15 protein-coding genes are annotated in these 13,906 nt (G+C 61.2%); 6 read left to right on the top strand and 9 right to left on the bottom strand.

What is annotated here, in order from left to right:
• The first annotated feature begins 128 nt into the window (after positions 1 to 128).
• Genes JNB71_RS11415 through moaB form a run of 3 tightly spaced genes read left to right on the top strand, consistent with a single transcriptional unit; the run spans position 129 to position 3,420 of the window.
• On the top strand, positions 129 to 1,949 hold the full coding sequence (locus JNB71_RS11415; protein WP_220371895.1) for a tetratricopeptide repeat protein: 1,821 nt from the start codon (positions 129 to 131) through the stop codon (positions 1,947 to 1,949).
• A gap of 12 nt (positions 1,950 to 1,961) precedes the next feature.
• A complete protein-coding gene (locus tag JNB71_RS11410; RefSeq protein ID WP_220371894.1) occupies positions 1,962 to 2,891 on the top strand; it encodes a 4-(cytidine 5'-diphospho)-2-C-methyl-D-erythritol kinase in 930 nt (309 codons plus the stop codon).
• Positions 2,878 to 3,420 carry a molybdenum cofactor biosynthesis protein B gene (gene moaB / locus JNB71_RS11405; RefSeq protein WP_220371893.1) on the top strand — a complete coding sequence of 181 codons (543 nt, stop codon included), beginning with the start codon at positions 2,878 to 2,880 and terminating at the stop codon, positions 3,418 to 3,420. Before JNB71_RS11410 ends, moaB begins: the two co-directional genes overlap by 14 nt.
• Positions 3,421 to 3,647: 227 nt before the next feature.
• On the opposite strand, the gene JNB71_RS11400 is transcribed toward moaB, so the two are convergent.
• Positions 3,648 to 4,184, bottom strand: coding sequence for a glycosyl transferase (locus JNB71_RS11400; protein WP_220372249.1), 537 nt, complete (start codon positions 4,182 to 4,184; stop codon positions 3,648 to 3,650).
• 227 nt (positions 4,185 to 4,411) lie between these two features.
• On the opposite strand from JNB71_RS11400, the gene JNB71_RS11395 reads away from it, so the two are divergent.
• From JNB71_RS11395 to JNB71_RS11385, 3 genes are all read left to right on the top strand, one after another.
• Entirely contained in the window at positions 4,412 to 5,569 is a 1,158-nt protein-coding gene (locus JNB71_RS11395) for a PA0069 family radical SAM protein (RefSeq protein WP_220371892.1), read from the top strand.
• A 130-nt stretch (positions 5,570 to 5,699) separates the two neighbouring features.
• The gene (locus JNB71_RS11390) at positions 5,700 to 6,389 is read left to right on the top strand and encodes a ribonuclease HII (protein WP_220371891.1); all 690 of its coding nucleotides are present in this window, start codon (positions 5,700 to 5,702) and stop codon (positions 6,387 to 6,389) included.
• A 189-nt stretch (positions 6,390 to 6,578) separates the two neighbouring features.
• Positions 6,579 to 6,872: a hypothetical protein gene (locus JNB71_RS11385; protein ID WP_222857243.1), complete on the top strand. Its 294-nt coding sequence runs from the start codon at positions 6,579 to 6,581 to the stop codon at positions 6,870 to 6,872.
• A gap of 54 nt (positions 6,873 to 6,926) precedes the next feature.
• Here JNB71_RS11385 and JNB71_RS11380 read toward each other — a convergent pair whose 3' ends face one another.
• From JNB71_RS11380 to JNB71_RS11345, 8 genes are all read right to left on the bottom strand, one after another.
• On the bottom strand, positions 6,927 to 7,589 hold the full coding sequence (locus JNB71_RS11380) for an NUDIX hydrolase (protein ID WP_346657252.1): 663 nt from the start codon (positions 7,587 to 7,589) through the stop codon (positions 6,927 to 6,929).
• Between the two features lie 19 nt (positions 7,590 to 7,608).
• Positions 7,609 to 8,100 carry a F0F1 ATP synthase subunit B gene (locus JNB71_RS11375; RefSeq protein ID WP_431028666.1) on the bottom strand — a complete coding sequence of 164 codons (492 nt, stop codon included), beginning with the start codon at positions 8,098 to 8,100 and terminating at the stop codon, positions 7,609 to 7,611.
• A 10-nt stretch (positions 8,101 to 8,110) separates the two neighbouring features.
• Positions 8,111 to 8,719, bottom strand: coding sequence for a F0F1 ATP synthase subunit B (locus tag JNB71_RS11370; RefSeq protein ID WP_220371890.1), 609 nt, complete (start codon positions 8,717 to 8,719; stop codon positions 8,111 to 8,113).
• 70 nt (positions 8,720 to 8,789) lie between these two features.
• On the bottom strand, positions 8,790 to 9,017 hold the full coding sequence (locus JNB71_RS11365) for a F0F1 ATP synthase subunit C (protein ID WP_018330055.1): 228 nt from the start codon (positions 9,015 to 9,017) through the stop codon (positions 8,790 to 8,792).
• Positions 9,018 to 9,099: 82 nt separating this feature from the next.
• On the bottom strand, positions 9,100 to 9,861 hold the full coding sequence (locus JNB71_RS11360; RefSeq protein ID WP_040669631.1) for a F0F1 ATP synthase subunit A: 762 nt from the start codon (positions 9,859 to 9,861) through the stop codon (positions 9,100 to 9,102).
• Positions 9,862 to 9,923: 62 nt separating this feature from the next.
• The gene (locus JNB71_RS11355; RefSeq protein ID WP_018330053.1) at positions 9,924 to 10,289 is read right to left on the bottom strand and encodes an AtpZ/AtpI family protein; all 366 of its coding nucleotides are present in this window, start codon (positions 10,287 to 10,289) and stop codon (positions 9,924 to 9,926) included.
• A 293-nt stretch (positions 10,290 to 10,582) separates the two neighbouring features.
• Positions 10,583 to 11,695 carry a cell wall hydrolase gene (locus tag JNB71_RS11350; protein ID WP_223215836.1) on the bottom strand — a complete coding sequence of 371 codons (1,113 nt, stop codon included), beginning with the start codon at positions 11,693 to 11,695 and terminating at the stop codon, positions 10,583 to 10,585.
• A gap of 308 nt (positions 11,696 to 12,003) precedes the next feature.
• Positions 12,004 to 13,905 (bottom strand): potassium transporter Kup, encoded by a 1,902-nt coding sequence (locus tag JNB71_RS11345; RefSeq protein ID WP_220371888.1) that lies wholly within the window; start codon positions 13,903 to 13,905, stop codon positions 12,004 to 12,006.
• Between the last annotated feature and the right edge of the window lies 1 nt (position 13,906).

Genomic DNA, 13,906 nt, shown 5'->3' with positions numbered 1-13,906 from the left:
CGAATTGCGTCTTGCCCAGCGCTCAAACCGATTCCGGTTTGCCGGGTTATACGCTAATGATTTGGGACTGATTCCGCGGGAATCCGGCGTCGGCGCCAAGGGGTGCCGACCGTAACGAAAGGCTTGTCATGCGGCAAAAACACTTTCTTCGCCTGCTCAGCGGCGCAGCGTTGCTGGCCCTGGCGTCGATTTCCGGCGCTTCCCAGAGCTTTGCCGAGGAAAAGGCCGCTGTGGAGGAAAGCAAGCCTTTCGACGTGGATTCGGTCAACAGCTTCTCGGGCGCGTTCCTCGCCGCCCGCACCGCCGATGTCGACCACGACCTCGATGTGGCGACGAGGCTCTACCGCACGGCGCTTGAATTCGAGCCGGACAATGTCGAGGTCAAGCAGCGCCTGATGATCACGCTTCTGATGAACGGCGAATTCGATGAAGGCGTGAAGCTTGCCGAAGAGCTGAAGTCCGACAGCTCCGTCGAGCGCATCACCACGATCGCCCGGGCCGTCGAGGCGATCCGCAAGCGCGAATACCGCCATGCCCAGAAAATCCTGAACTATGATGGACCGAACGATCTCGACCGGTTGATGAACGGCCTGCTGCTCGGCTGGGCGAAGGCCGGGGAAGGCAAACCGAAGGAGGCGATCGCGGGTATCAACGCCATGGAAGGGCCGGAATGGTTCAAGATCTTCAAATCCTACAACCAGGGTGCCATCGCGCTTGCTGCGGGCGATAAATCCACGGCCCGTTCGAAGCTGAACGACGCCGTGCTGGATCGCGAAGGCGGCGCCGCCGCGCCGGATACCTTCATGCGCGCCGTCGTTGCGCTGGCAAAGCTGGAAGCCCGCGACGGCAACAAGCGCAAGGCCCTCGACGCCGTGGCCGTGGGCGAAGGCTTCATCAACAACTATGCCCCGCTGAAGGCGCTGCGCAAGAGCATCGAAGACGGCAAGCCACAGCAACAACAGGTGCGCAGCGCCGCCCAGGGTGCCGCTGCCGTGCTCTTCTCTATCGGTGCCGCCCTCAACCGTGATGGCGCGGAAGACATCGTTTCGCTCTATCTGCAGACGGCCCGGGCGCTCGATCCGGAAAGCGCCGATATTCTCGTCATGCTCGGCGGCATTGCCGAAAATCTGAAGAAACCGGAACGGGCAATCGCGTTCTACAAGAGCGTTCCGGAAAATTCACCGATGCGCCGGCTTTCCGAAATGCAGCTCGGCTTGAGCCTCGCCTCGATCGGCAAGGTGGAGGAAGCCAAGAAGCACCTGAAGGCCTTGATCGATCTCGATCCGAAAGATGTGCGCAGCTACATCGCCTATGGCAGCGTCTTGTCCGATGCCAAGGATTACAAGGAGATGGGGCTGGTTTACGACCGCGCGGTGGAGGCGATCGGGCCGGTGCCGCAGCGCGGCGACTGGACGATCTTCTTCCAGCGCGGCATCGCCTATGAGCGCCAGAAAATCTGGGCCAAGGCCGAGCCGAGCTTCAAGAAGGCTCTTGAGCTCAATCCCGAACAGCCGCAGGTTCTCAACTATCTCGGCTATTCCTGGGTCGACATGAACATCAACCTCGAGGAAGGCCTCGGCATGATCCGCAAGGCGGTCGAGCTGAAGCCAGATGATGGCTACATCGTCGATTCCCTCGGCTGGGCGTACTACCGCATGAACCGCTTCGACGACGCCGTGACCGAACTCGAACGCGCCGCCGAGCTCATGGCGGGCGATGCAACGATCAACGATCATCTCGGCGACGCCTACTGGCGCGTCGGACGCAAGCTCGAAGCCGTGTTCCAGTGGAACCAGGCGCTCGCTCTGAAGCCGGAAGAGGCAGAGATTCCGAAGATCAAGGCAAAAATCGAAAAGGGCCTGCCGCCACTTGAGACCAAGGTCCCGGCGGCGGCGGAAACCCTGCCCGAGAAGGCCGCTCCGGACGTGGCAGCTGGCAAGAAGTCCTGATCCCGCCCTCTGATGACGACTGAAGACGGCATTCCCGTTTTTGCGCTGACGCGGCTGGCGCCGGCGAAGATCAACCTTGCCCTGCATGTCGTCGGCCAGAGGCCGGACGGCTATCATCTGCTCGAAAGCCTCGTGACGTTCGCCGATGCGGGAGACCGAATCGGCTTCTCCCGTTCGGCGGAAGACCGCTTCACCGTCTCTGGCCGGTTTTCCGCCGACCTGCCGCTGACGGGTGAAGGCGCGTCCGGCAATCTGGTGCTACGGGCGCGTGATCTCCTGCGGGCGCATCTGGTTGAGAGAGGCATGGCGGCAGGGCCGGTTCACCTACATGTCGAAAAGAACCTGCCTGTTGCTTCAGGCATAGGCGGCGGCTCGGCGGATGCGGCAGCAGCACTTGTCGGATTGCTGGAGCTGTGGGAAGCTCGTCTCGATCGCGGTCACCTGCAGGACATTGCGCTGAAGCTGGGCGCGGATGTGCCGATGTGCCTCGAAGGACGGCCGCTGATTGCCCGCGGCATCGGCGAACAGCTTGAGTGGCTGCCACTTCCGTCCTTTCCCGTCCTTCTCGTCAATCCGCTCAGTGCCGTATCGACGCCGGTGATTTTCCGGACGTTGACGAACAAGACCAATCCGCCGCTTGTTATCCCCCGTGGGGCGCTTTCTGGCAGCGACTGGATCGAGGCGCTGAAACACATGCGCAACGATCTTGAGCCTCCGGCGCGGCTCCTGGAACCAACCATCGGCGCCGTCTCGGACACGCTTCACGAGGCCGGCGCTGCTTTCGTGCGCATGTCTGGCTCCGGCGCCACCTGCTTCGGGCTGTTTGAAACGGCTGACGAAAGAGACGCGGCCGCTGCCGTTCTTTCAACGGATCACCCGAACTGGTACGTTCTTGCCTGCAACAGCGTCAATGGAGAGGAAGACCATTATGGCCGGCATTGACGAGACGAAACCCTTCGTTCCCCTCGGCATCGCGGTCCTGACCGTCTCCGATACCCGCACGCTCGCCGACGACCGCTCCGGCGACACGCTTGCCGCGCGTATCGCCGACGCCGGGCACCGGCTCGCGGCCCGCGCCATCGTCCCCGATGACAAGGAGAAGATTGCAGCCCAGGTCAAGGCCTGGACGCTCGCAGACGCGATCGATGTCGTCATCACCACGGGCGGCACGGGCTTTACCGGGCGCGACGTTACGCCGGAGGCGGTGGAACCGCTGTTCGAGAAGCGCATGGATGGGTTTTCCGCCGTCTTCCACCGCATCTCCTATGAGAAGATCGGCACCTCCACCATACAGTCTCGCGCAACCGGCGGCGTTGCCAATAGCACCTTCATCTTCGTGCTGCCGGGCTCGCCTGGCGCCTGCCGCGATGCCTGGGACGGCATCCTGAAGCAGCAGCTCGACTACCGGCACATGCCCTGCAATTTCGTCGAGATCATGCCGAGGCTCGACGAGCATCTGAAGCGCGGCTGAAGCCTCCGCCGCGACCTCTCTCATTCCTGTTCCATCCGGAACAGCGCCTGCGCGCGCGCCTCTATAAAACTCTCCTCATCGGCAACACGAATACTGTGGGAAGTATACGACGGCGCGGCCAAGGCCGCTCGGCAAGACCTTTTCAGCCTTTCATTTTCATCACGCGCGAGCAGGCCTGAAAGGGCCTGCTCTTTTTGCTGTATGAGGTTAAATGAGGACCTTATCGCCTAGCAATGGTCCGCGCCGGGACGATTGTCAATTGCGACCCAGGCCGGCACGAGTTCGCTGCCCAGGCGGCGCACCGCGCGGCCGGTTGCAAAATCGCTGAGCCGCATGCCGGATTTTGCGATCGCCGTCGCCTGTTGCCGCGATAGTAGGAAGCCCAGCTCCAGCGGCGCCGCGCGGGTGACGACGCGCTTCAGGAACGGCCGACGATGCAGCCGCGAAGGCGAAAAACGCGCTGGTGTCTTACTAAGAGACATATATTCGGCCACGTCATCGATCCAGCGGCCCGCTGGTCTCGCGCCCGCCTCCAAGAGCAACAGCCAGTCGCCCCGCGCGGAGCGCACGATGTCCTTCATGTCCCAGCTTGTGCAGAAGCGCGCGCCGGCGGCATCGGCGACACGGCTGGAACCGTCGCGCGAGCCGTGATCGAGGACGATCACGTCGCTTACCAGGCCTTCCACGGCACCTGCGACCAGCGCCGACAGCGTCTGCACCAGTTCAGCTTCGTTGTTGCGGGTTTCGATGATGATCGTCAGCATCGCCGTCCATAACCCATCGCACCGGCAATTTCCATAAACCCTTCGTTTTCCGGTGATTAACTTTTCATTCATGATGAATCCGCACCCAAACGAAGACAGACCTGGCCACACCGGGCGGGCTTCCCAGCACGCTTCGTCATTTTGTTCTTGTATTGTTCCGTTTTCTGGGTTAGGAAAATAATCAGAGCATAACGGATCGTCTGCAAGGACCATTCCCGGAGAGACCCATGAACGAGCTGTCTGAGATCAGGCAGGGCGCCCTTGCGCCCGGCAACACGGCTGATATGGCCGAGGCGATGATCGCCGGTTCCGGAATACGGATCGAGATCGATCGCCGGCGTGGCCGTGGCGCCGCCCTCAATACGTCGGGACGTTTCGAGCCTGTCTCCCGCGCTCTGGAAGATGACGGCTGGGAATCGCTGGGCGACCTGCCGGCCCTCCAGACCGAGGTTCAGGTCGAAAGGCCGCGCGCGATCATCAGCCGCAACGAATCCCCCGACCTTCCCTTCGATCGCTCAGTCAACCCGTACCGCGGATGCGAGCATGGCTGCATCTACTGCTTTGCCCGTCCGACCCACGCCTATATGGGCCTGTCGCCGGGGCTCGATTTCGAGACCAAGCTCTACGCCAAACCGGATGCGGCAAAGCTGCTTGAACGTGAACTGGCAAAACCCGGCTACCAGGTGCGCCCGATCGCCATCGGCACCAACACCGATCCCTACCAGCCGATCGAGAAGGAATGGCGGATCATGCGCCAGGTCCTCGAAGTGCTGAAGGCCTGCGAGCATCCGGTGATGATCGTCACAAAGTCGGCGATGGTCATGCGCGACATGGATCTTCTCGCACCGATGGCAGAGAAGGGACTGGCGAAGGTCGGCCTCTCGGTAACGACCCTTGACCGCAAGCTCGCTCGTCTGATGGAGCCACGCGCCTCGACGCCATCCAAGCGCCTGGAAGCTATCAAGGCGCTCTCGGAGGCGGGCATTCCATCAACGGTGATGATGGCGCCGGTCGTTCCGGCCCTGAACGACCACGAGATCGAGCGGGTGCTGGAATCAGGCAAAACCGCCGGTGCCAGCCATGCGAGCTACGTGCTTCTGCGCCTGCCGCTAGAGGTGAGCCCGTTGTTTCGCGACTGGCTGCTCAGGAACTATCCGGATCGCTACCGCCACGTCATGTCACTGGTGCGCTCGATGCGCGGCGGCAAGGACTACGATGCCGAATTCGGCAAGCGCATGAAGGGCGCCGGTCCTTATGCCTGGCAGATCGGCCGCCGTTTCGAACTGGCGGCCAAGCGGCTCGGACTGAACGTGGCAAAGCGCCCGCTGAACTGCGACCTGTTCGTTCCGCCGCTCGGCACCGGCGTCCAGCTGTCGCTGCTCTGACGTCTTCGTTCGGCGCACAACGAATGCCGGTCCTGCTTCTTGCCCCGGGGCTCGATCGGTCCATCCTCCGGCAGCCGCCTCTCTGCCGGAGGACTTGCAGGGAATCGGGCTTGTGTGCGAGTTTCGCCGCATGTCACGAAGCACACCGCCCGATTCCCCCTTTCTCTTCGAAACCATCGAAGGCCCCGATTTCAGCCTTGAGATGGGCGCGCGGCGCGATGGCCTGTGGCCGGTGGCCGGAACGGATGAGGCAGGGCGTGGACCGCTCGCCGGTCCCGTGGTTGCTGCGGCTGTGATCCTTGATCCGGCCAATATCCCCGAAGGGCTGAACGACAGCAAACAGCTTTCGATCACCCGTCGAGAGGAGCTGTTCGACATCATCCTTTCCTCATCCATCGTCTCGATCGCCTCTTCGGCTGCCGGCAGGATCGACGAAACGGATATACGCAAGGCAAGCCTCGATGCCATGCGCCGGGCCGTCCTCGGGCTCTCGTCGCGCCCTGCCCTGGTGCTCGCCGATGGTCGCGACGTGCCACCCGGGCTTCCTTGCCAAGGCAAGGCGGTCGTCAAGGGCGATGCGCGGTCGCTGTCGATCGCCGCCGCCTCGATCGTTGCCAAAGTGGCGCGCGACCGGATGATGATCCGGGCCGGTCTCGTCTTTCCCGCCTATGGTTTTGCCCTGCATGCTGGCTATGCCACCGTTCGTCACCGCAAGGCCCTCGACACCCATGGCCCCTGCCCGCTGCATCGCATGAGTTTTCGCCCGCTGCGGCAGGATGGAGAAGAGGCGCCTGACGACGACTTTGCCGCCTTCCCGTAGCCAATTGCCCTGCGAGGACGGACGTCGTGCGCCTGTTGCGGATTTTAGACACCCCTCATAAATCGCCGCGGAAAACTCTCAGCGAAGCGTTTCGGCTGTAACAAACCGGTGCTCGGCTGCGTTATAGAGTCCGTGCCTCTGGCTTGCGAATCACTTGGAGGGATCGGGATCTTGATCTTTGGCCTAATTATGCTGGCACTCACGGCCACGACGGATGCGTCGCTCACTGCGCCGCCGACTGCAGACGCGCTCCAGGCCGACCTGCAGACGGCCTATCCTTGCAAGGAAATCGACGGCCGCAAGGTCTGGAAGGGTGGCCTCGCCTATTATATCCAGTCCTATGTCTATGACGGCCAAACGGCTGGCGACGCAACCGACGTTGCCACGGACGCCGTCCTGCCGACTGACAATTCGCCGGAAACCATGCAAGAATTTGAAGAGGCCTGCCTGACGCTCGCGCCAATGGCAATCAAGGGCGAATAAAGCGCCGTTCTGCTTTTTGCCCTGCGGTTTTGCGAGTTGGTGTATGCCATCGATCTATGGAACGTCCCGGTACACCAGATGCGCAAAGTCGGCATTTTTGGCCGCAATCAGATCGCGCAGGGGTCTCGGCTTCAAATCCAGTTCATGCAGCGTGGTCGCGGTCGGCAGCGCCCAGCGAAACTCCAAATCGGAATTTCCGTCCCGAACGCGATGAATGATCTCGCTCTCATGGAATGGAAGGGGCCGTGACAGTTCCGCATCAAAGTAGAAACCGAGCTCATGGGCCTTCCGGCCATCCAATTCGAAAAAATTCTCGATGACGAAGCGCAGCCGTCCGACCGTTGCGGTGCACCCGAGTTCCTCATCGATCTCACGGGCCAAGGCTTCCTCGCTCGACTCGTCAAGTTCGACGCGGCCGCCGGGCAAGGACCAATATGGGTCGCCGACGGCGCGATGGACGAGAATGTGGTCTGTGGCCCAGATCAATGCGCCGGCTCTAAGCTGGAAGCGGGAGACGCCCGCGTCCATGACGATCATCTTTCGCGCTGTGTCATCCATGCGCCACGGCCTCCAGCTAAACTCTACGCCGACCAGGAACTCGCTTCTGAACGATACCACGAACACTGGGAGACGTTTTCGCATCGGCATCGCAGGGGCACGAACGCGCCGCTCTCCCCGCTCAACAAAAAAGGCCGGCGCGAGCCGACCTTCTTTCATTCTTCACTTAAGCAGCCGCTCAGTTGAGACGGGACTTCACGTCGCTGACAGCCTTGGCGAACAGGGTCGCCTGCGTTGAAGCATCGGACTTTGCGGTGATGACGCTTTCTGCAGCGGCAATGGCGATATCGACTGCGGTGGCGCGAACCGAATTGATCGCGTCGATTTCGGCCTGCTTGATCTTCTGCTCCGACAGAGCCGTGCGGCGAGCGACGAATTCGTCGGTCCTCTGCTTGGCTTCGGCCGTCAGCATTTCGGCTTCGCGCTGGGCGGCGGCAACGATGTTGGCCGCTTCCGCCTCGGCTTCCTTGCGCTTGCCCTGGTATTCGGCCAGCAGCGACTGGGCTTCGGCGCGCAGGCGCTTGGCTTCGCCGAGTTCATGGGTGATGCGCGCAGCGCGGTCGTCGAGCGACTTGGCGAGCTTGCCCGGCACCTTGAGGTAGACGACGAGTGCGAGGAAAAGCACAAGGCCGACGAAGGCCCAGAATGTGGCCAGTGAGGTCAAATCCATGATGCGCTCCTTACTTCGCCGATGCCTTGACCGCGGATGCGATCTCGGCCTTCGATACCTTGCCGCCGATCAGCTGCTCGATGACGGCGCTTGCCGTTTCCTCGGCGATCGAGCCGACATCGGCCAGCGCCTTCGCCTTGATATCGGCGATGCGGGCCTCAGCGGCGGAAATCTTGTCGTTCAGGCTGGTCTCGACCGCGGTGCGATCGGCGGCAGCCTTTGCCTTTGCGGCTTCGCGGGCGGTGGCGGCAATCACGTTGCCCTTGGCCCGGGCCGTTGCCAGTTCCTGCTCGTAGGCGGCCACGGCAGCGTCTGCCTCGGCCTTCGAGCGAGCGGCGTCGTCGAGATCGCGGGCGATCGTATCGTGGCGCGTTTCGAGAATGCTGCCGATGCGCGGCATGACGACCCTCGACATCAGAAGGTAGAAAAGACCGAAGCTGATCGCCAGCCAGAGAAGCTGCGATGCGAATGTCGAAGAATCGAAGGGCGGGAACACTCCCGAGCCATGTCCGCCTTCATGGGCTACACCAGTCTCGGTGTGAACCTCGCCGGCAGCGGCGTCGTGGGTCTCTGCGCCTTCGGTGGTGGTTGACTGGGCATAGGCCGCGGTCACAAACATGCTCACCTCCAGGTGCATTCAGAAAAGATGCGGGCCGCGGCCTAACCGCGACCCTGCCTTCAAGCCAATCTTAGACGGCGAAAAGGAGCAGCAGTGCTACGAGCAGCGAGAAGATGCCCAGAGCTTCCGTAACGGCGAAGCCGAATACGAGGCGGCCGAACTGGCTGTCGGCGGCAGACGGGTTGCGCAGAGCGCCGGACAGGTAGCTGCCAAAGATGTTGCCGAGGCCGAGAGCCGTGCCGGCCATGCCGAGGCAAGCGAGGCCTGCACCGATGAACTTTGCTGCTTCCGCTTCCATGATTTTCTCCTTCGAAATGGTTGTTGCGGCTGTGTTTGGCACCTTCACCGATGAAACTCGGGAAAGCCCACGACTTTATTCCTTAGTGGCCACCCGGATGCACTGCGTCGTTGAGGTACATGCATGTCAGCACCGCAAAGACATAGGCCTGGAGGAAGGCGACGAGGAATTCGAGGCCCGTAAGGGCAACGGTCATGATGAGCGGCAGAACCGCACCGCCAATACCCAGCGCGCCGAGCGTTCCGAGCGAGGCAACGAAGCCTGCGAACACCTTCAGCGTGATGTGGCCGGCCAGCATGTTCGCAAAGAGACGAACGGAGAGGCTGATCGGGCGGGAAAGGAAGGAGATGATTTCAATGGAGATCACGAGCGGCAGAAGAATGCCGGGTACGCCAGAGGGCACGAACACGTTGAGGAAGCCAAGGCCGTGCTTATAAAAACCGTAAACCAGAACCGTGCCGATAACGAAGATCGCAAGCGCAAAGGTCACGATGATCTGGCTGGTAATGGTGAAAAAGTAGGGAACCATGCCGAGCATGTTTGCCGTCAGAATGAACATGAACAGCGAAAACACCATCGGGAAGAATTTCATGCCGTGGGAGCCGGCGCCTTCGCGCAGCATCGAGGCGATGAATTCATAGGAAAGTTCGGAGACGGACTGCAGGCGCCCGGGAACCAGGCTGCGCGTCGACGTCGTGAAGTAAAGGAATCCGGCGGCAACAGCCAGGGTTGCGACCATGAAGAGCGACGCATTGGTAAAGGAGAAATCAATACCGCCAATTTCGATCGGAACGATCTTGTTGACCACAAACTGGTGTACCGGATCTACCTTATCGCCTGCCACAGCCGTTCTCTCTCGTTCTGGACCGCCGGATTGGCGGACATTTCTACCTTTGCGACGGCCGCTTACGCGCCATCACTCTTGTTCTCGCCGCTCTTGCCCACTCGGTCAGCGGGATGGGGCGCTGCCACCATGCCCGCCGAACGCAGGACGTTCAGCACACCGGCGCAGAAACCAAGGAGGAGAAGGATGATCATCCCCCACGGCCCTGTACCCGTAAAATGGTCCAAAAGATAGCCCAGAAGTGCACCGACGACGATGGCCGCCACAAATTCGCTCGAAAGCTTCACGGCGACCTGATAGCCCTTGCGGTTCTCCGCCGCTCGCGCCTCGTCCGCAGCATACTTCGGATCTTCCTTGCGCTTCTCCGACAGTTCCGAACCGAGGCGTTTCAGCCGATCTTCCAGACCCTCTTTCCGGTTGTCCGTCATGTGGCACCCTCCCTTTGCTTCCATTCGCGGCGATTAACCACGCGCTTGGTCACACAAGGGCCGGATTTGAAAGCCACGTTTCGGCCCGTTTTGAAGTCGGCCGCAACATAGTTTTAGGTGCCTCCATAGTCAAGGCACCAAAGACCCTTGTTAGGCCACAATATTATCACATAAAAACAATATCTTATACAATTTCCGAGAAGCTGTTGCGGGAATTCTGCGGGAATCGCTGCGCGCTTCTGCAGAGCGAGGAAGGCCGGCGCTTAGCCGGCCATTGCCAATCAAGCACGCTTTCAGCTCCATCCGCCGCCATACGTGCGGTAGAAGATATGCTTGCCGATCTTCGAGACCCGTTTCATCGTCGGCCCCCAGTCGGGCTTCACATAGGTCGCGTGGTAATGTGTGGCGGAGCCGACTTCGGGAAGCCAGATCTTGCCCGCAGTCACTGCCAGCGCGACCTCCTTGGCCGTCTGCCAGTGGGAGCGCGACCAGACGATATCGGGAATGCGGTCGCAAGCGAAGGAGAACTGACAGCGGTTGTACCAGCCCCTGTTCTGGTAGACGACGGCACAGATCGTATTCGGATAGGCCGGGTTGCGGACGCGATTGAGAATGACCTGGGCCACGGCCGCCTGGCCCTTGACCGTTTCGCCGCGGGATTCGAAATAGATGCCCGCGGTCAGGCATTTCTGCTCGGCTTCGGAAAACACCCAGGCCGGCAGCGGATTGGCCGCCCAGGCATGGTCTTCCCGCGAGATCTCGGGAATGAACCGGCCGCCGGTCTTGTCCTTTCGCAGGATGGAATCGAATGGCGATTGGCGCGCATAGTCCGGTTCCGGCGGCGCGTAGGCGGTCGCCAGCACGTCCGCCGCCTGATTGGTCACCAGGCTTGCCAGCATCGGCGACATGCCCGGTTCCTGCTTCGGTGCCTTCTTCTTGTAGAAGGCGGTGGCAATCTGGATCTCCTTGCCCTTGATGCTGGGCTTGGAGAACACCATGCGCTCCTCGCCATCGAACAGCGGCTCCGTCAGCAAACTGGTGCGCTGCAGGATCGAGCCTGCGGTAAAGTCCTTCGGTGGCGTCACCGGCGCCACGGCGACGATGCGACCCTTCTTGTCCTTGCGGTTCACCCGCTCCTCGTCCGTGCGCGGATCCGCCTGCTTCTCGGCCGCCGTCAGCGACACCTGGCCACCGCCCGGCATGGCGATCCCTGCCCCATCGGCGATTGCCCCCGTGGTGATCGGGTCGTTGAAAACCATCTCCACCTGGTGCAATGAGCCTGCGGGGGAGCGGGTCATGTACATCCGCCAGCGCTCGCCGCCGCGATTGATGCCGGAGAGAAAGGTTGCGAGATCGGAATGGCCAGAGACCGACGGGAAGCCGGCGAAAAGACTGATGCCGAGCATCAAGGGAGCGGTCCAGCGTGCGGGTGAAAACCGGGACTTCAGACTGTTACGCACCAACCGTACTCCACGCACCGGCAGACGCAGGGCTCCATCCGGCAAACCGATCCGGAACGCATTTCCCCACGCATGTGAATCGGACAAGCGGTGCCTTCGCGCGCAACGGCGCGTCTACCGCTTCAACATGCCTCGACAATGAAGCATTAACCTTGATGCTTGGTTAATGACGGCGGCGGAGAATTGGGAAATGAAGGCAAAACGCCTCCCGCGGTTGCCCGGCGGCGGAAGGCGTCTTGAGGCGATGCAGTCGGCTAGATGATAACGTGCGAGCCGAGTTCCACCACGCGGTTGGTCGGCAGGCGGAAATAATCGGACGGGTCGATTGCGGCGTTGGCGAGCGCTATGAACAGCCTGTCCTGCCAATGCGGCATGCCCGACTGCGCATCCGGCACCAGCTTGCGGCGGCCGAGATAGAAGGAGGTCGACATGATGTCGAACTTCAGGCCGGTCTTGCGGAAAAGGCCAAGCGCCTGCGAGACGTTCTGGGTTTCCATGAAGCCGAAATGCATTTCGAGCAGGCTGAAGCGCTCGGAAATGCTGCTGGCCGTCACGCGCTGGTCCTTCGGCACGATCGGCACGCTCGCCGTACGGATCGTCAGGATAAAGTTCTGTGCATGCAGGACGTGATTGTGCTTGATGTTGTGCAGGAGCGCCGCCGGTGTCGATTCCGGGTCGCTGGTCAGGAAGACGGCAGTGCCTGGCACGGAGACCGGCGCATGCTCGCTCTTGCGCTCGATGGATTTCACGAAGGACAGAAGCGGAATGTCGGTATGGCGCGTCTTGTCATGCAGGAGCTTCGTGCCCCGCTTCCACGTCCACATGACCAGGATGATGGCGGCGGCGATCGTCACCGGCACATAGCCGCCATCATGGACTTTCAGCATGTTGGCGCCAAAGAAGACCAATTCCAGGAATAAAAGCGGCAGAACGACAACCAGCGTCAGCGAAAGCGGCCAGTTCCAGCGGACACGCACGAACTCATAGGCAAGCAGGGTATCGACGACCATCGCCCCCGTCACGGAGATGCCGTAGGCCGTTGCCAGCGATTCGGACGATCCGAACATGAAGACAAGCAGCATGACGCCGAACATCAGTATCACGTTGACGTTGGGAAGATAGATCTGCCCGGTCTGGGTCTCCGAGGTATGAAAGATCGCCATGCGCGGCAAGAAGCCGAGATGGATCGCCTGCCGCGTCAGGGAGAATGCGCCGGTTATGACGGCCTGGGCCGCAATGATCGTCGCACAGGTGGCGAGAATAACGACCGGCAGCAGGGCCCATTCCGGGAACATCAGGTAAAAGGGATCCGACATTGCTTCCGGATGCTTCAGTACAAGAGCCCCCTGCCCCAGATAGTTTAGGGCGAGCGACGGGAAAACGAGCCCGATCCAGGCCCATTGTATCGGCTTGCGGCCAAAATGGCCGAGGTCCGCATAGAGCGCCTCGGCGCCGGTCACCGTCAGAAACACCGCTCCGAGCACGACAATACCGACGTAGCCGGCATGGACCAGGAAAAAGACGGCATAGTAGGGATTGAAGGCCGCAAGAATACCGAAGTCGTCACGAATGTGGCTGATCCCGGCAATGGCCAGAACCAGGAACCAAAGCGCCATGATCGGGCCGAAGAATTTCGAAACGGCGGCCGTTCCATGGGACTGGACCGCGAAAAGCCCAAGCAGGATAACGACGGAGATTGGAACGACATAGGGCGAAAATGTCGGCGTGACCAGTTTCAGCCCCTCGACCGCCGAAAGCACGGACAGGGCCGGCGCAATGATCGCATCGCCGATGAAAAGGGCGGCACCTGCAATGCCGAGAAAAAACAGGCGGTTCCCATGACTGCCGACATATTTCATCAGGAGCGCCAGCAGCGACAGCGTCCCGCCTTCGCCATTATTGTCAGCGCGCAGCAGGAACAGGACGTATTTCAGTGTGACGATGATCGTCAACGTCCAGATGACCAGCGAGATCAGGCCGATGATTTCAATGCGGGCCACCCCATCTGCGGCTACCGGACGCAGGGCTTCGCGGAAGGCATAAAGCGGGCTGGTGCCGATGTCACCGTAGACAACGCCGACCGAACCAAGCGCAAGAGCCAGAAGCTTCCGCAAATTCTTGTCGGCTGTTCCGTGGGTAGCTACAGAATGGGACATA

The organism is Rhizobium herbae, assembly GCF_019511375.1.
Taxonomy (GTDB): Bacteria; Pseudomonadota; Alphaproteobacteria; order Rhizobiales; family Rhizobiaceae; genus Pararhizobium; species Pararhizobium herbae_A.
This window is presented reverse-complemented; position numbering and strand designations above follow the sequence as displayed.